At 72.2% G+C, this 15,700-nt stretch carries 16 protein-coding genes, 1 tRNA gene and 1 pseudogene; 7 read left to right on the top strand and 11 right to left on the bottom strand.

Annotated features, from left to right (window positions below; genetic code table 11):
* Positions 1 to 9: 9 nt before the first annotated feature.
* From def to ACZ4VT_RS05830, 8 genes and pseudogenes are all read right to left on the bottom strand, one after another.
* Entirely contained in the window at positions 10 to 651 is a 642-nt protein-coding gene (def, locus tag ACZ4VT_RS05865; protein WP_362797221.1) for a peptide deformylase, read from the bottom strand.
* Between the two features lie 82 nt (positions 652 to 733).
* Positions 734 to 1,735 (bottom strand): tetratricopeptide repeat protein, encoded by a 1,002-nt coding sequence (locus ACZ4VT_RS05860; RefSeq protein ID WP_362797223.1) that lies wholly within the window; start codon positions 1,733 to 1,735, stop codon positions 734 to 736.
* Between the two features lie 120 nt (positions 1,736 to 1,855).
* Positions 1,856 to 3,121: an HD-GYP domain-containing protein gene (locus tag ACZ4VT_RS05855; protein ID WP_467946982.1), complete on the bottom strand. Its 1,266-nt coding sequence runs from the start codon at positions 3,119 to 3,121 to the stop codon at positions 1,856 to 1,858.
* Positions 3,118 to 4,767, bottom strand: a complete 1,650-nt coding sequence (locus ACZ4VT_RS05850; RefSeq protein ID WP_467946980.1) for an HD-GYP domain-containing protein — start codon at positions 4,765 to 4,767, stop codon at positions 3,118 to 3,120. Before ACZ4VT_RS05850 ends, ACZ4VT_RS05855 begins: the two co-directional genes overlap by 4 nt.
* Positions 4,768 to 4,958: 191 nt before the next feature.
* Positions 4,959 to 5,264 carry a mycothiol system anti-sigma-R factor gene (gene rsrA / locus ACZ4VT_RS05845; RefSeq protein ID WP_351291604.1) on the bottom strand — a complete coding sequence of 102 codons (306 nt, stop codon included), beginning with the start codon at positions 5,262 to 5,264 and terminating at the stop codon, positions 4,959 to 4,961.
* Positions 5,261 to 5,905 (bottom strand): sigma-70 family RNA polymerase sigma factor, encoded by a 645-nt coding sequence (locus ACZ4VT_RS05840; protein ID WP_030709911.1) that lies wholly within the window; start codon positions 5,903 to 5,905, stop codon positions 5,261 to 5,263. The genes rsrA and ACZ4VT_RS05840 overlap by 4 nt, the downstream gene beginning before the upstream one ends.
* A gap of 285 nt (positions 5,906 to 6,190) precedes the next feature.
* A complete protein-coding gene (locus ACZ4VT_RS05835) occupies positions 6,191 to 6,835 on the bottom strand; it encodes an alpha/beta hydrolase family protein (RefSeq protein ID WP_467946977.1) in 645 nt (214 codons plus the stop codon).
* A 26-nt stretch (positions 6,836 to 6,861) separates the two neighbouring features.
* Positions 6,862 to 7,679, bottom strand: a pseudogene (locus tag ACZ4VT_RS05830) (SOS response-associated peptidase).
* 81 nt (positions 7,680 to 7,760) lie between these two features.
* Between ACZ4VT_RS05830 and ACZ4VT_RS05825 the strand changes: the two are divergent.
* The 4 genes from ACZ4VT_RS05825 to ACZ4VT_RS05810 all read left to right on the top strand — a co-directional run bounded on the left by ACZ4VT_RS05825 (position 7,761) and on the right by ACZ4VT_RS05810 (position 11,365).
* Positions 7,761 to 8,474: a M50 family metallopeptidase gene (locus tag ACZ4VT_RS05825; protein ID WP_467946975.1), complete on the top strand. Its 714-nt coding sequence runs from the start codon at positions 7,761 to 7,763 to the stop codon at positions 8,472 to 8,474.
* Positions 8,475 to 8,538: 64 nt separating this feature from the next.
* Positions 8,539 to 9,921 (top strand): 3-phosphoshikimate 1-carboxyvinyltransferase, encoded by a 1,383-nt coding sequence (gene aroA / locus ACZ4VT_RS05820; protein ID WP_467946973.1) that lies wholly within the window; start codon positions 8,539 to 8,541, stop codon positions 9,919 to 9,921.
* 8 nt (positions 9,922 to 9,929) lie between these two features.
* Positions 9,930 to 10,940, top strand: a complete 1,011-nt coding sequence (gene rsgA / locus ACZ4VT_RS05815) for a ribosome small subunit-dependent GTPase A (RefSeq protein ID WP_467946971.1) — start codon at positions 9,930 to 9,932, stop codon at positions 10,938 to 10,940.
* 101 nt (positions 10,941 to 11,041) lie between these two features.
* Positions 11,042 to 11,365 (top strand): DMT family transporter, encoded by a 324-nt coding sequence (locus ACZ4VT_RS05810; RefSeq protein ID WP_030011402.1) that lies wholly within the window; start codon positions 11,042 to 11,044, stop codon positions 11,363 to 11,365.
* Here the strand turns inward: ACZ4VT_RS05810 and ACZ4VT_RS05805 are convergent.
* Complete coding sequence (locus tag ACZ4VT_RS05805) at positions 11,331 to 11,882, bottom strand: TetR/AcrR family transcriptional regulator (protein ID WP_467946969.1); 552 nt, start codon at positions 11,880 to 11,882, stop codon at positions 11,331 to 11,333. The two genes, ACZ4VT_RS05810 and ACZ4VT_RS05805, sit on opposite strands and share 35 nt — an antisense overlap.
* A 123-nt stretch (positions 11,883 to 12,005) precedes the next feature.
* Between ACZ4VT_RS05805 and hisN the strand changes: the two genes are divergently transcribed.
* Complete coding sequence (gene hisN, locus ACZ4VT_RS05800) at positions 12,006 to 12,809, top strand: histidinol-phosphatase (protein WP_467946967.1); 804 nt, start codon at positions 12,006 to 12,008, stop codon at positions 12,807 to 12,809.
* A gap of 168 nt (positions 12,810 to 12,977) precedes the next feature.
* A complete protein-coding gene (locus ACZ4VT_RS05795) occupies positions 12,978 to 13,370 on the top strand; it encodes a CBS domain-containing protein (RefSeq protein ID WP_319723017.1) in 393 nt (130 codons plus the stop codon).
* 83 nt (positions 13,371 to 13,453) lie between these two features.
* Here ACZ4VT_RS05795 and ACZ4VT_RS05790 read toward each other — a convergent pair whose 3' ends face one another.
* Positions 13,454 to 14,923, bottom strand: a complete 1,470-nt coding sequence (locus tag ACZ4VT_RS05790; RefSeq protein WP_467946965.1) for a catalase — start codon at positions 14,921 to 14,923, stop codon at positions 13,454 to 13,456.
* A 130-nt stretch (positions 14,924 to 15,053) separates the two neighbouring features.
* Between ACZ4VT_RS05790 and ACZ4VT_RS05785 the strand changes: the two genes are divergently transcribed.
* Positions 15,054 to 15,470, top strand: a complete 417-nt coding sequence (locus ACZ4VT_RS05785) for a Fur family transcriptional regulator (RefSeq protein ID WP_467946963.1) — start codon at positions 15,054 to 15,056, stop codon at positions 15,468 to 15,470.
* A 117-nt stretch (positions 15,471 to 15,587) separates the two neighbouring features.
* On the opposite strand, the gene ACZ4VT_RS05780 is transcribed toward ACZ4VT_RS05785, so the two are convergent.
* Positions 15,588 to 15,661: transfer RNA gene (locus ACZ4VT_RS05780), tRNA-Met, on the bottom strand.
* Between the last annotated feature and the right edge of the window lie 39 nt (positions 15,662 to 15,700).

The following is a 15,700-nucleotide window of genomic DNA, read 5'->3' as shown; positions in this document are numbered from 1 at the left end:
GCCGAGGGGCTACGCGTTCGGGACGGTCTCGTAGCGCGGGGTGCCCTCTTCCATCTGCCGCAGGGCGTCCTTGCGGTCGCGCTTCGAGAGGCGGTCGATGTAGAGGTAGCCGTACAGGTGGTCGGTCTCGTGCTGGAGGCAGCGGGCGAAGTAGCCGGTGCCGCGCACCTTGATCGGGTTGCCCTGGGCGTCCTGGCCCTCGACCTCGGCGTAGTCCGGGCGGGCCAGCGAGGCGTAGGCGGTCGGGACCGACAGGCAGCCCTCGTTCGAGTCGTCCAGCACCCGGGTGCCGGCGGGCAGCTCGACGAGCTTCGGATTGACCACGACACCGGTGTGCCGCACGCCGTCGTCGTCCGGGCAGTCGTAGACGAAGACCTTGGCGTCCACGCCGATCTGGTTCGCGGCCAGGCCCACGCCCTCGGCGGCCTTCTGGCTGGCGAACATGTCGTCGATCAGCTGCGCCAGCTCGTCGCCGAACTCGGTGACGTCCTTGCACTCGCGGTGCAGGACCGGGTTACCGACGACGGTGATCGGGCGGGCGGTGCCGCGCTCACGGTGGGCGAGCTCGCGCTCGGCACAGTCCTCCGTGTCCACGACGTACCCGTCGTTCACGACCTCGACGCCGACTACCTCGTTCTCCTGCTGCGACATGTCCGCCGTACGCCTTCCGTAAGTCCAAGTCACCGGTGGTCGCCAATGGCCACCGATGTGCCCGTACAGCCTACGGCCCTGCTCAGCAGACTTCTTCGAGATCCCGCCACTCGCGGGTGCCCGGACTGTCCGCGACCCAGCCGTCGAGCAGTCCGCGCACCAGACCGGCCGGCGCCGCGATCCCGCATTCGCGCTCGGGCACCCACAGGGAGCCGGAGCCGGCCGTGCGGTGCCCCAGCGGTCCCGGATGCCCCGGCTCGCTGTGGTCGTGCGGATCCAGGTGCTCGCCGTCGCCCTCGTCGCTGGGCATCTCGCTCTCCGAGCAGGTCCGGCACAGCAGCCGCACCGACGAGGACCAGTCCTCGGCGGCGAAGCCCGCGTCCGAGGCCAGCTGCTCCAGCGCGTCACGGTCCGCCTCGGTGGCCGCCTCCAGCAGCACCACCCAGGTCGGCACCGGCGACGGCGCCCACAGCTCGATCTCGTCGAAGACGGGGTACGAGGGACCGGCCGCGGTGACCCGCTCGCCGTGCGGGACCCCGTCGTGGAGCACGACCTCGCCCCAGCGCCGCCCCGAGGAGGGCAGCGGGATCGACAGGACCTCCAGCCGGGCCGGGTCCAGCCGGCGGCCCCAGACCACCTCGGCCTCGCCCTCGGGCGAGAGCCGTACGGCCGCGCTGCCGAGCTCCATGCCGACCGGTTCGCCGCTGCCCTTGCCGCCCGCGCCGTGGGCGTCGCCGGGCACCTTCAGCCCGTACGCCTGCCAGGCCCGCCGGGCCAGCGGCCAGTCCTGGAGCGCGGTCGCGGCGATGCCCACGTTCCACCAGTCCGGGGCGCCGGTCTCGCGGTCCAGCAGGGCCACGGCGCGCAGTCCCGCGGCCCGTGCCTGCTCCCAGTCGTGGCGGAACTTGTGCAGCAGGGCCAGATTGAACCAGGACTCGGACAGCCAGGGCTCCAGGTCCGCCGCTCTGGTCAGGAGCGCGCCCGCGTCCTCGTACCGCCCGTCGCCGATCAGCGTGAACGCGCGGTCGGTGGCCTGCCGCCACGAGGCGGAGGGCCGATGCCGTACCTTCCCGAAGATCCTCACGATTCCCGCCTGCCTGGGGGCACCCTCCCGGCGGTAGCCGGGGGACAACGGTGCAGCCTTGCGGACACTCTTACTGGCATCCAACCATGCCCACTCGGACGGCCGCTCATTACCCATGGGTTACCCAGGTCGGACGGGAACAACTCTGTCACGTCCGCCCCTGGCCAGAACCCTCGCCAGGCACTCCACGACCTCCGGCTGGTAATCGTGCCCGGTGCCCAGACGGAGCTGCTCCAGGGCGGCCAGTGAGCCGCCCGGGTGACGGCTCCCCCCGGCCAGGTCGTCGTACGCGTTCACCGTACGCACGATGCGGGCCAGGACGGGCTGCTCCCGGTACGGATCCGCCTGCCGCTCCACCACCACGGCGACCTCCGCGGGCACCCCGGTCCGGCGGGCCACCTCCCCGCCCAGCCCGGCGATCCGGCGGGCCTCGGCGGCCGGCAGCTCGGCGGTGGCCCCGTCCGCCACCGGGTCGACGAGGGACAGCTGGCCGATGTCGTGCATCAGGGCGGCGTACTCCAGCACCGTGAGCTCCCGCTCCGACAGGCCCAGCTCCCGGCCCACGGCGCAGCTCAGGGCGGCCACCCGGCGGGCGTGGCCGGGCCGGGTGTATCCGGCGATCTCGGTGGCGCGGGCCAGGGAGGTGATCGTCTGGCGGTAGGTCGTACGGATCGCGGTGATCCGGTGGAAGGACAGCTGCGTCAGCAGCAGGGGCACGCTGAAGACGGGTATGGCCCACAGTCCCGCCACGGCCGCGCCGAGCGCCATCACGACCCCGCTGGCACAGATCGCCGCGCCGATGCCGAGCTGGGCCCGCAGCTCGTCGCGCAGCAGGGGACCGTACGGCCGGCCGGTGCGGGCCCCGGCCAGCGCGGCGGCGAGCACGGCGTCGCACAGGGCGGTGAGGCCGAGCAGGCAGAGCAGGAAGAGGACGAGCCACGGGCCCTGGCCCACCCGTTCGTCCAGCCGGCCGGAGTTGTGGAGCGGCTGGAAACACACGGCGGCGAAGGCGACGGTGAGCACCCGGCGGGACAGGTGGTCGAGGGCGGGGCCGCGGCCCCGGGCGATGTGCGGGACGATCCCGGCGAGGGCCGCCGCGACGACGACGGCGACGATCTGGAGCACCCCGTGCCGGGTGGGCTGGCCGGCGTCCTCGCCGAGCAGGGCGTAGGCGAGGGCGCCGGCGGAGCCGAGCGGGGCGGGCAGGCGGTCGACGGAGCCGCCCTGGCGCCGGTCCCGGCGGGCGAGCTCGCCGACGGCGATCAGCGTGCCGAAGGCCAGGGCGGTACCGGGCTCGACGACGCCGTTCCACAGGGTGTGCGCGAGGGCGACGGCGGTGAGCACGGCCGCGGCCCCCCGCACCGTCCACACGGCCGCGGTCCTCATCCGCCCGCCCCGGCGCCGCCCGCGTCGCGGCCGGGCCGTCCACCGGTGGGTGGAGCGTCGCTCCCCGGGCGGTCGGCCCCGGCGGGCGGCGCGTCCTGCGCGGGCAGGGCGCGCAGCGCCGTCCGCGCGGCCGATCGGGCCGTGCGGGCACTCTCGGGAAGGGCGCCGCCGTTCCTGTCGGCCGGGCCGGGAGCCGCCCGGACCCGATCGGCAGGCGGAGCCGGCGGGGCCGCGCCCGGGCCCGGGCCCGGGCCGGGCGGTACGGACGGCCAGGGCCCGGGTACCCCGGTACCCGCGACCTCAGGGGGAGTGTTTGCGCTGATCACCTGGAGGTCCTCGTCGGAGGTGACCACCGGGTGCCAGCCGTGCCGGCCGATGGCGCCCGTCAGGGCCCGCACCATCGCCGGGTCGAAGTGCGCGCCCGCGCACCGGTCCAGCTCGGCCAGGGCCACCGGCACCGGCCGGGCCCGGCTGTAGGAGCGGGTCGAGGTCATCGCGTCGAAGGCGTCGGCCACCGCCACCACCCGGGCCAGTACCGGGATCTGCTCGCCGGTCAGCCCGTACGGGTAGCCGGAGCCGTCGACCCGCTCGTGGTGGTGCAGGATCGCGGACCGGGCCTCGCCGAGGAAGCCGATGCCGCGCACCATCTCGTGCCCGTACTCGGGGTGCAGCTCGATGATCCGGCGTTCCTCCGGGGTGAGCGGCCCGTCCTTGCGCAGCAGCCGGGTGGGGACGCCCAGTTTGCCGACGTCGTGGAGGATCCCGGCGATCCGCACGACTTCCATCCGGTCGTCGGCCATGCCCAGCTCGCGGGCGATCATCGCGGAGGCCTGGCCGACCCGTTCGCTGTGCCCGCGGGTGTAGCGGTCCTTGATGTCGACGGCCTGGACGAGGGCGCGGATGGTGGCCCGGTGGGCGGAGCGCTCGCGGTGGTACTGGGCGAAGACCCAGCAGGAGATGTACATCGGCAGCAGGACGAGGAGTGCGGCCGGGAGCCCGTACGGGCTGCGCCACATGACGGCCATCATCAGTCCGGCGAGGCCGTGGACGCAGTGCGGGGCGAGGGAGAGGGTGAGCGGTCCGCGCCAGGCGGTGGCGGCGGGCCGGCGTTCGGCGGTGGCCAGGATGCCGCCGTCGAGGGCGGTGAGCACCAGGCAGAAGACGACGGCCGCGGCGGCCGCGGGGAGCATCGCGTAGGGGAAGTCGGCCACCCATCCGGGAGGCCCGGACCCGGCGGAGGGTCCCCCGCCCAGGGAGTCCGGACCGCGCAGCAGCCCGTACGCCCGGCCGGCCGCCCACGCGGCCATGGCCTGCTGGGCGCCGTGCCACACCCGGCGCACCCGGGCGGGCCGCTCGGCCACGGCCCCCGCGCATCCGCCGGGCAGCGCGACGAGCGCCGCGGCGGCGGGCGGCAGCAGGAAGACGGCGGCGAGCACCACGGGGAAGAAGGAGCCGATGCCCTCGGGCACCCGGCTGCCCGGCAGCGGGCAGACCTTCACGAGTTCGCAGCCGAGGTAGAGGACGGCGAGCAGGGCGACGGCCGCCCAGGGCGTACCGGAATCCGTGAATGCGGGGGTGACGCAGGCCGCGGCGGCGAGGACGGCGCACAGGATGTATGCGCGCGCCGCCGGCGGAAGTACCCGCATGGCGCTCTCCTCCCGTGTGCCGTTCAGGCCGGGTACCGGTGCGGACCGGTACCGAATGGGGAGAATAAGTGGGGCCCCGAGGGACGTGGGCCACATTGTCGTATTGCGCCATGCGGACGCCCCCGGATTAGCACCTTCGGGTGAACGAAGTGCCTTTCCGGGGGCGGCTGTTCAATGCACTGCCGATCCGGTCAGCCGGGAGTCGGATTGTCGGCGGTGACATCGTGATCGGGCACCGCCTGCCCCGAGCGGATCAGCTCGATCCGGCCCATGACCTTCGACCGCAGGTCGGTCGGCACGTCGTCCGACCCGCAGCAGCGCTTCACCAGCTTCTTCACGGCCTGCTCCAGGCCGTACTTCTCCAGACAGGGATTGCACTCGCCGAAGTGGGTCTCGAACTTCGTGCAGTCGCTGTCGGGCATTTCCTGATCAAGGAACTCGTACAGGTGATCCAGGACCTCAGAGCACTCTGTCTCGTGCGGCTCTCCGCAACTCATGAGCCCGAGCCTTTCCGGTCGTTCGACTCTCCCGCGCCCGCGGGAACCAGCCCGCGCTCACGGGCATAGTCCTCCAGCATTCCGCGGAGTTGACGGCGGCCACGGTGCAGTCGCGACATGACCGTACCGATGGGTGTACCCATGATGTCCGCGATCTCCTTGTACGCAAAGCCCTCTACGTCGGCAAGGTAGACCGCGATGCGGAACTCCTCCGGAATGGCCTGCAGGGCTTCCTTCACGTCCGAATCGGGCAGGTGGTCGAGCGCCTGCGACTCGGCGGAGCGCAGTCCGGTCGACATGTGCGACTCGGCGCGCGCCAGCTGCCAGTCCTCGATCTCCTCCGCGGCGCTGCGCTGGGGCTCGCGCTGCTTCTTGCGGTAGGAGTTGATGAACGTATTGGTCAGGATGCGGTACAGCCACGCCTTCAGGTTGGTGCCCTCGCGGAACTGGTGGAAGGACGCGTATGCCTTCGCGTACGTCTCCTGGACCAGGTCCTCAGCGTCGGCCGGGTTGCGCGTCATGCGCAGCGCGGCCGAGTACATCTGGTCGAGGTAGCCGAGGGCGTCCCGCTCGAAGCGCGCGTTGCGCTCCGGGGTCGTCTCCTCCGCGTGGCCTTCGTCGGTCCCAGCGACAGGACCCACCTCCTCCGACTGCGTGGCGGCTCCGAAAGCGGACCCGCTCGAATCGGAGAATAGTCGACCATCCCGGCCCTCCGCCGCCCGAAGCGTGCTGCGCTTGGGGGCAGGAAGAACCGTCCAGTCCAGGTCAGCGGCCTGCCGTTGGTTCTGACTGATGACCTGGGTCATGCGCTCCCTCTCCTCCGACAAGTTCCCGTACGTACCGACATCCGAGACAACAGAAGGGCCGGGCGGCGCATTCCCGCGTACCGGACGGGTTTTCGGCCTTCTGTTCCCGCGCGCTTCGCGCTAGTTGCCGGCCGGGAGCGCGAGGAGCCATCGCCCGACCGCATCGGTGATCTTCCCGAGGGCCTCGTCCTGGGTGAGGTCCGCCTTCTTCGGCACGGCGAAACCGTGATCGCCGTACGGGATCTCCACCAGCTCGTGCTCCCCCGCGGGGAACTCCTCGGGGCGCCCGAAGGGGTCCCGGCCGCCCTGGACCACGAGCGTGGGCCGGCCGGCCCCGGTGAGCTCCGCGGCGCGGGACTTCTCCGGCCGGCCCGGCGGGTGCAGCGGGAACGCCAGCGCCAGCACCCCGGCGGCGCCCAGTTCGACGGCGGTCCGGCAGGCCACCCGGGCCCCGGCGCTGCGTCCGCCCGCGACCACCGGCGGTCCGGACTTCGCCAGCGCGGGCCACACCGCGCGCCATCCCTCGTCCAGCACCTTGGGCGCGGCGGCGACCTTCTTCCCGGCGACCCGCCAGGGCTGTTCGACCAGCGCGACCGTGATCCCGCGGGCGGGCAGGGCGGCGGCCAGCGCCTGGAGGTCGCGGGCCTCGATGCCGCCGCCGGCGCCGTGGCTCACGGCGAGCACGAGCTTCGCGGCGCGGGCGGTGTGCCAGGTGATGCGGGCCTCGCCCGCCGGGGTGTCGACGCTCTCGGTACGCGTGGTCATGCACCCCATCCTGCCCGGGCCCGGCCCTAGAAGAGGGTTGCCTCCTCGGGGGCGGCCAGCTCTTCGAGCAGCTCCGGTCCGTTGTTGCGGACGTTGCTGACGGCGGTGGACACCGGGTAGGCGCGCATCAGGCCGCCCGGCGGCGGCGCCAGCAGCTCCCGCAGGGAACCCTCGGTGTCGGTGTTCGCGGGGTCCAGCCAGGCGTCCCAGCGGTCCGGGGTCAGCATCAGCGGCATCCGCGGGTGGATCTCGGAGAGCGAGCGCGGCCCTTCGGCCGGGGGCACGCCCAGGGGGGTCGTCTCGGCCTCGGCGGTGATCACCGAGCAGGTGACCCACCAGGCGAGCGGGTGCTCGTCGGGCAGGGTCCGGTCGCGCCAGAACTCGTATATCCCGGCCATGGCGAAGACGCAGCCGTCGGAGGGGAGCACGAAGTAGGGCTGCTTGCGGGCCCTCTTCTTCTTCCCCTCCACCTCCAGCTGCCGCTCGTCGTGGGCGGTGACCCACTCGTAGTAGCCGTCGGCGGGGACGATGCAGCGGCGCTGCGCGAAGGGGCGCCGGAAGGACGGCTTCTCGTGCAGGGTCTCGGACCGGGCATTGATCATCCGGGCGGCGCCGTCGGGGTTCTGCGCCCAGGAGGGGACCAGGCCCCATTTCAGGGTGCGCAGCTGGCGAACCGGACGCGGGTGCGAAGCGTCCTTCAGGGGACGGTCGAGGACGACGTGGACCTCTTTCGTCGGCGCCTGTTCCAGTCGGGGGCCAGGGCCTCCTCCGGCTCCCACTTCTCGATGCCGAAGGCCTCCACCAGGTCCTCGGGCTTACGACTCGCCGCATACCGTCCGCACATGGCTGCCACACTGCCATGTCACTCCCCCGGCTACCGCTGGGAGGTACCCCCACGACACCGACACAAGGAGTCCGCCACCTCATGGACAGCAGCACGACGGCCGGCCTGTGGGACCGGCTCACGGGCATACAGACCCCGCCCGACCGGTGGCTGGTGATCGTGACCGGCCTGGTCGCGCTCGCCGCCGTCGGTCCCCGCCCGCTGTGGCGGCTCTCCCGCAACGCCATCACCATCGCGCACGAGGGCGGGCACGGTCTGCTGGCGCTGCTGACCGGGCGGCGCCTGAGCGGGATACGGCTGCACTCCGACACGAGCGGGGTCACCGTCAGCCGGGGCAAGCCCACCGGGCTCGGGATGATCCTGACCGCCGCCGGCGGGTACACGGCGCCCTCGCTGCTCGGGCTCGGCGGGGCGGCGCTGCTGTCCGCGCACCGGATCACGCTGCTGCTGTGGGCGGCCACCGCCCTGCTGGTGGTGATGCTGGTGATGATCCGCAACGCGTACGGGGCGCTGACCGTGGTGCTGACCGGCGGGGCCTTCCTGCTGGTGTCCTGGCTGACGCCGGCCGAGGTGCAGGCCGGCTTCGCCTACCTGGTGGTGTGGTTCCTGCTGCTCGGCGGGGTGCGGCCGGTCTTCGAGCTGGGGGCCAAGCGCAGGAACGGCGGAGCCCCGGATTCCGATGCCGATCAGCTGGGCCGGCTCACCCACTTGCATCCGGTGGTGTGGCTGCTGTTCTTCCACGTCGTCGCGCTGTGCTCGCTGGTCGGCGGCGGCCGCTGGCTGCTCGCCCTGTGACCACCCCCTGAGACCGGACGGCGATCAAGATCTGGGGCCGGAGGAAGCCATTAAAGTGGGGGCCATGACCGAGACCCCCGCGCTCCCTGCCCTCTGGCCCGCTCCGCTCGCCGATGGGACCGTCCACGCCACCGTCACGGTGCCGGGGTCCAAATCGGTCACCAACCGCGCCCTCGTGCTCGCCGCGCTCGCCGCCGAACCCGGCTGGGTGCGCCGCCCGCTGCGCTCGCGCGACTCCCAGCTGATGTCCGACGCCCTGCGCGCGCTGGGCGTCGGCATCGAGGAGACGGTCTCCTCCAGCTCCGCGAGTGCCGCCAACGGCGCGGTGGGCGGCGAGGCCTGGCGGATCATCCCGGCGGCCCTGCACGGCCCGACGACCGTGGACGTCGGCAACGCCGGCACCGTCATGCGCTTCCTGCCGCCCGTCGCCACCCTCGCCGACGGGGACATCCGCTTCGACGGCGACCCGCGCTCCTACGAGCGCCCGCTCGGCCAGGTCATCAGCGCCCTGCGCACGCTCGGCGCCCGGATCGACGACGACGGCCGGGGCGCGCTGCCCATGACCGTCCAGGGCGGCGGGGCGCTGGAGGGCGGCACGGTCGAGATCGACGCCAGCAACTCCTCGCAGTTCGTCTCCGCGCTGCTGCTCTCCGCCCCGCGCTTCAACCAGGGCGTCGAGGTCCGGCACGTGGGCGCCACCCTGCCGTCGATGCCGCACATCCGGATGACCGTGGAGATGCTGCGCGCGGCGGGCGCCCAGGTCGACACCCCCGAGGCCGGCGGCGAGAAGAACGTGTGGCGGGTCTCCCCCGGCGCGCTGCTCGGCCGCGACATGGTCGTGGAGCCGGACCTGTCCAACGCCCAGCCCTTCCTGGCCGCGGCCCTGATCACGGGCGGTACGGTCACCGTCCCGGACTGGCCGCGCCGCACCACCCAGCCCGGTGACGCGCTGCGCCGGATCTTCACGGAGATGGGCGGCTCCTGCGAGCTGACCGACGCGGGCCTGGTCTTCACCGGCACCGGCAAGATCCACGGCATCGACGTGGACCTGAGCGAGGTCGGCGAGCTCACCCCGGGCATCGCGGCGGTGGCGGCCCTGGCCGACTCCGAGTCCGTGCTGCGCGGGGTCGCGCACCTGCGGCTGCACGAGACGGACCGGCTGGCGGCGCTGACCAAGGAGATCAACGCGCTCGGCGGCGACGTCACCGAGACCGCCGACGGCCTGCGCATCCGGCCGCGCCGGATGCACGGCGGCGTGTTCCACACGTACGACGACCACCGGATGGCCACCGCGGGCGCGGTGATCGGCCTGGCGGTGGAGGGCGTACAGATCGAGAACGTGGCGACGACCGCGAAGACCCTGCCGGACTTCCCGAAGATGTGGACGGACATGCTCGCCGGGGACGCCGGTGGTTCCGGGACGCCCGGAGCGGGTGCGGGAGCGTAGGGCCCGTCATGCGCAGGTACGGCAAGCACACCGACGAGGACGACATCCGCCAGCGCCCCAACCCCAAGGGCAACCGGCCGCGGACGAGCATCCGGCCCAAGCACGAGGACGCGGCCGAGGGCTTCGTCCTGACCGTCGACCGAGGTCGGCTGACCTGCCTGGTCGAGGGCCGCTCCGTGCACGCGATGAAGGCGCGCGAGCTCGGCCGCAAGGCCGCGGTGGTCGGGGACCGGGTCTGGATCGTCGGTGACCTGTCCGGCAAGAAGGACACTCTGGCCCGCATCGTGCGGATCGAGGAGCGCAAGTCCGTCCTGCGGCGCACCGCCGACGACGACGACCCGTACGAGCGGGTGGTCGTCGCCAATGCCGACCAGCTGGCCATCGTCACGGCCCTCGCCGACCCGGAGCCGCGGCCCCGGATGATCGACCGCTGTCTGGTCGCGGCGTACGACGCCGGGCTGGAGCCGCTGCTGGTGCTCACCAAGTCCGATCTGACCTCCGCGGACAAGATCCTGGAGATCTACTCGACCTTCGGCCTGAACTACGTGGTCACCAACCGCGAGGAGCTCGCGACGGGCGATGCCGCGGACCGGGTGCGCGAGCGGCTGGCCGGCCGGATCACCGCCTTCGTCGGCCACTCGGGCGTCGGCAAGACCACGCTGGTGAACTCGCTGGTCGCCGAGGGCCGCCAGCGCGCCACCGGAGTGGTCAACGCGGTGACCGGGCGCGGCCGGCACACCACCACCTCGGCGCTGGCGCTGCCGCTGCCCTCGGGTGACGGCTGGGTCATCGACACCCCGGGTGTGCGCTCCTTCGGCCTGCACCACGTGGATCCGTCCCGGGTGATCCTGGCCTTCCCGGAGCTGGTGCCGGGTACGGAGGGGTGCCCGCGCGCGTGCAGCCACGACGAGCCGGACTGCGCGCTCGACAAGTGGGTGGAGGACGGGCACGCGGACCCGGCGCGGCTGTATTCGCTGCGGCGGCTGCTGGAGACGCGGGAGCGCCGCGAGGGCGACTGACCGTCCGGCGGGGCGTGCCGTGTTTGTCGGGGGCCCTGTCTGGATAAATGCATAATCCCACCAAGTGACGTGATGTCATGTGACGCGGGGAGGCATTCGACATGGCGTGGCTGCTGGTCGTGGTCGCGGGACTCCTGGAGACCGGTTTCGCGGTCTGCCTCAAGCTCTCCCACGGATTCACCCGGCTGTGGCCGACCGTCGCCTTCGCGTGCTTCGCGCTCGGCAGCTTCGGTCTGCTGACGCTGGCCCTCAAGAAGCTGGACGTGGGACCGGCGTACGCGGTGTGGACGGGCATCGGCGCGGCCGGGACCGCGATCTACGGCATGGTCTTCCTCGGCGACCTGGTCTCCACCCTCAAGCTCGTCTCGATCTCGCTGGTCATCCTGGGGGTCATCGGGCTCCAGCTGTCCGGGTCGGCGCACTGAGCTGCCGGAGCAGCCCGAGCAGCTCGGCCGTCCCCGGTTCCTCCCCCGGGGCGATCACGTAGGAGAGGGCGAGGCGCACGGCGAGCTCGCACCGCTGCGGCCCCTCCCCCGGGGTGAGCGCGGCGGCCGCCCGGTCGCGGACGGCCCGGGCCAGCTCACCGGGCCCGGGCGTCCGGCGGCCCGCGGCCGGCAGGCCCGCGTCCCAGCCGCCGGTGAGCAGGGCCCGTACGAGGGGCTGGGCGCGGGCCGCCCGTACGGTCCACTCGGCGAGGGCGGCGAGCCGGTCGGCGGCCTGGGCCGGGGCGGACAGGGCCCGGTCCACGCCGTCGAGGTAGCGGTCGGCCTCGCGCCGGACCAGGGCGCTGCCCAGGCCCGCCTTGCCGCCGAACTCGTTGTAGAGGGTCTGCCGGGACACCCCGGCGGCGGCGGCCACGTCGACCATCCGCACGGCCGGCCAGGGGCGTGCCGAGAGGGCCGCTCCCGCCGCTTCCAGTAAGGACTCCCGGGCTGCCGGCATCCGCGCCTCCCCGATCGGCTCTCCGGCAAGATTTGACGGGCCGACAGATCCTGTCAAGGGCGCGTCGGGGCCGCACTGTGGACGTCGTTCGCCCGGGTCCGGGAGTCTCGATACTGTTCGGACATGCCCGAGTATGACGATGACCTGCGCCTTGCCCTCGAACTCGCCGACGCGGCGGACGCCGCCACGATGGAGCGGTTCCGCGCCCTCGACCTGAAGGTCGAGACGAAGCCGGACATGACCCCGGTGAGCGAGGCCGACCAGGCCGCCGAGGAGATCATCCGGGCCGGCATCGCGGCCGCGCGGCCCGGCGACGCGATCCTGGGCGAGGAGTACGGCCTGCAGGGCAGCGGCCCGCGCCGCTGGGTCGTGGACCCGATCGACGGTACGAAGAACTACGTGCGCGGGGTGCCCGTATGGGCGACGCTGATCTCGCTGATGGCCGAGGGCGCCGACGGCGTCTTCCGGCCGGTGGTCGGTGTGGTCTCCGCGCCGGCGCTGGGCCGCCGCTGGTGGGCGGCCGAGGGGCAGGGGGCGTACGCGGGTGGCGCGCTCGGCGAGACCGGCGCGATCGGCGTGTCGCAGGTGGCCGGGCTGGCTGACGCCTCGTTCGCGTACTCCTCGCTGAGCGGGTGGGAGGAGCAGGGCCGGCTCGCCGGGTTCCTGGACCTGACCCGCGCGTGCTGGCGTACCCGCGGCTACGGCGACTTCTGGCCGTACATGATGGTCGCGGAGGGGTCGCTGGACCTGTGCGCCGAGCCCGAGTTGAACCTCTGGGACATGGCGGCCATCGCGGTCGTGGTCCAGGAGGCGGGCGGCCGCTTCACCAGCCTCGACGGGGTGGACGGCGTGCACGGCGGGAACGCGGCGGCCTCGAACGGGCTGCTGCACGAGGACATGCTCGGCCTGCTGCACCCGCGCGCCTGAGGCCGGCGCGCGCTGCCCGTGCTCCGTTGCGCGCCTTCTTGTCGGCCCCCCGGGTCCGTGGGAATCTGATACTCCCCACGCTTGTGCGCTTGTGAAGCCTTTCTCTAAGGCGGCTTCACGGGCACACCCGCCCAAGCGGGGGGCTCACCCCAGGAGGTGGCTCTCTTCATGCTCGTCCGTGACGCAATGAGCACCGTGATCCTCACCCTCGGACCCGCGCACACCCTCCGGCAGGCGGCCTGCCTGATGTCCGGCCGGCGCGTCGGCGCGGCCGTCGTCCTCGACCCCGAGCACAGCGGAATCGGCATCCTGACCGAGCGCGACATCCTCAACTCGATCGGCGCGGGCCACGATCCCGACCGGGAGTCCGTGGGTGCGCACACCACCAACAACGTCGTCTTCTGCACTCCGGACGCCACCGTGCAGGAGGCTGCCGAAGCGATGGCGCACGGCGGGTTCCGGCACCTGATCGTGCTGGAGAACGGCGGCCCGGTGGGCATCGTGTCCGTACGGGACGTCATACGCTGCTGGGTACCGGCGCGGCGCACGGTCTCCGCGTAGGCACTTCTGCGCGAACGACGCCGGGCCGCGGTCCTCCGAGGAGGGCCGCGGCCCGGCGTCCTGCTACGACAAGCGATCCGGGATCAGGCGCGGAGGGCCTGGACCGCGGCCTCCAGCCGCTTGCCGAAGTCGCCGTCCGCCTGGCGGAAGTTGTCGATCGCGCGCTCGACGATGTCGTCGCGCGAGACCTTGGCGATGAAGCCGGACAGGTTCTCGATCAGGCGGGCCTTCTCGTCCTCCGAGTAGAGGCGGTAGAGGTTGCCGGCCTGGACGAAGTCGGTGTCCTCGCCGTGCACGGCGGCGGCGTGGTTGCCCGTGCCGCCCGTCACGTCGATGGGCTGCCACAGCGGGCGGTCGGTCTGGTGCGGGCCGCCGAAGCTGTTGGGCTCGTAGTTCTTCGCACCCTTGTGGCGGCCGTCGTACAGGTAGCCGTCACGGGAGTTGGTGCGCGCCTCGGTGGCGTGCGGACGGTTCACCGGCAGGTGGTCGGCGTTGATGCCGACGCGGTAGCGGTGGGCGTCGCCGTAGCCGAAGAGGCGGCCCTGGAGCATCTTGTCCGGGGAGGGACCGATACCGGGGACGAAGTGCGCCGGGGAGAAGATCGACTGCTCGACCTCGGCGAAGACGTTCTCCGGGTTGCGGTTGAGCTCCAGCTTGCCGATCTCGATCGGCGGGTAGTCCTCGTGCGGCCACACCTTGGTGAGGTCGAACGGGTTGAAGCGGTAGGTCGCCGCCTCGGCCGCGGGCATGATCTGGACCTGGACGGTCCAGCTCGGGAAGTCACCGCGCTCGATGGACTCGCGCAGGTCGCGCTGGTGCGAGTCGGGGTCCTCACCGGCGAGCTGGTTGGCCTCGGCCTGGGTGAGGTTCTTGATGCCCTGGTCGGTCTTGAAGTGGTACTTGACCCAGAAGACCTCGCCGGCCTCGTTGTTCCACTGGAACGTGTGCGAGCCGTAACCGTTCATGTGGCGGTAGGACGCCGGGATGCCGCGGTCACCGAACAGCCAGGTCACCTGGTGGGTCGACTCGGGCGACAGACCCCAGAAGTCCCAGACGTTGTCCGCCTCCTGAGAGCCCGTGTACGGGTCGCGCTTCTGGGTGTGGATGAAGTCGGGGAACTTGATGGCGTCCTTGATGAAGAACACCGGGGTGTTGTTGCCGACGAGGTCGTAGTTGCCCTCTTCGGTGTAGAACTTCAGCGCCCAGCCGCGGGGGTCGCGCACCGCGTCGGCGCTGCCGAGGTTGCCCGCGACGGTGGAGAAGCGCAGGAAGGTCTCGGTCTCCTTGCCGACCTCGGAGAGGAACTTGGCACGGGTCCACTGGGAGACGTCGCGGGTCAGCGTGAAGGTGCCGTAGGCGCCGGCGCCGCGGGCGTGCACCACGCGCTCCGGGATGCGCTCGCGGTTGAAGTGCGCGAGCTTCTCCAGCAGCAGCTGGTCCTGGACCAGGACGGGACCTCCGACGCCGGCGGTCTCGCTGTTCTGGTTGTCGGCGACCGGAGCCCCGGCCTCCGTGGTGAGCGGTCCCTGCGTCACGTGCGCCTCCTGCGTCATTCCTGCGTGTCCTGTCCTTGGCGTTTGCCGTACTCGATCCTACAATGGACTTTGTCTAAGTCAAGTAAGCATCCAAGTCCGCACCGGTTCGGGAGTTACACCGAATCCCCTCACTGTTAGGCTGATGTCTATGAGTGACCTGCTGGAACGACTCCGCGGACGCGGCTGGCGCATGACGGCGCAGCGGCGTGTCGTGGCCGAGGTGCTCGACGGTGACCACGTGCACCTGACGGCCGACGAGGTCCACGCGCGCGCTGTGGCCAAATTGCCCGAGATCTCCCGGGCGACCGTCTACAACACCCTGGGCGAGCTCGTCACCCTGGGCGAGGTCCTGGAGGTCTCCACGGACCGGCGCGCCAAGCGGTACGACCCGAACGCCCACAAGCCCCACCAGCACCTGGTCTGCGCCCAGTGCGGCGCGATCCGCGACGTCCACCCGGCGGGCAACCCGCTGGCCGACCTGCCGGACACGGAGCGCTTCGGCTTCGTCGTGTCCGCGGTCGAGGTCACCTACCGCGGGGTCTGCCCGAACTGCGCAGGGGCCTGACCCGGAAACACGAGAAGAGCCCGGACCCCACGGGGGTCCGGGCTCTTCTGCCTTCCGGTTCACGACCGGAAACGACTCAGGGCCCGGATCCATTGGATCCGGGCCCTGAGCCTTCAGTAGCGGGGACAGGATTTGAACCTGCGACCTCTGGGTTATGAGCCCAGCGAGCTACCGAGCTGCTCCACCCCGCGTCGGTAAACACGACTGTACGTGAAGCCTTCCAACAGATG

The sequence above is a fragment of the Streptomyces sp. NPDC029164 genome (assembly GCF_055563995.1).
This window is presented reverse-complemented; position numbering and strand designations above follow the sequence as displayed.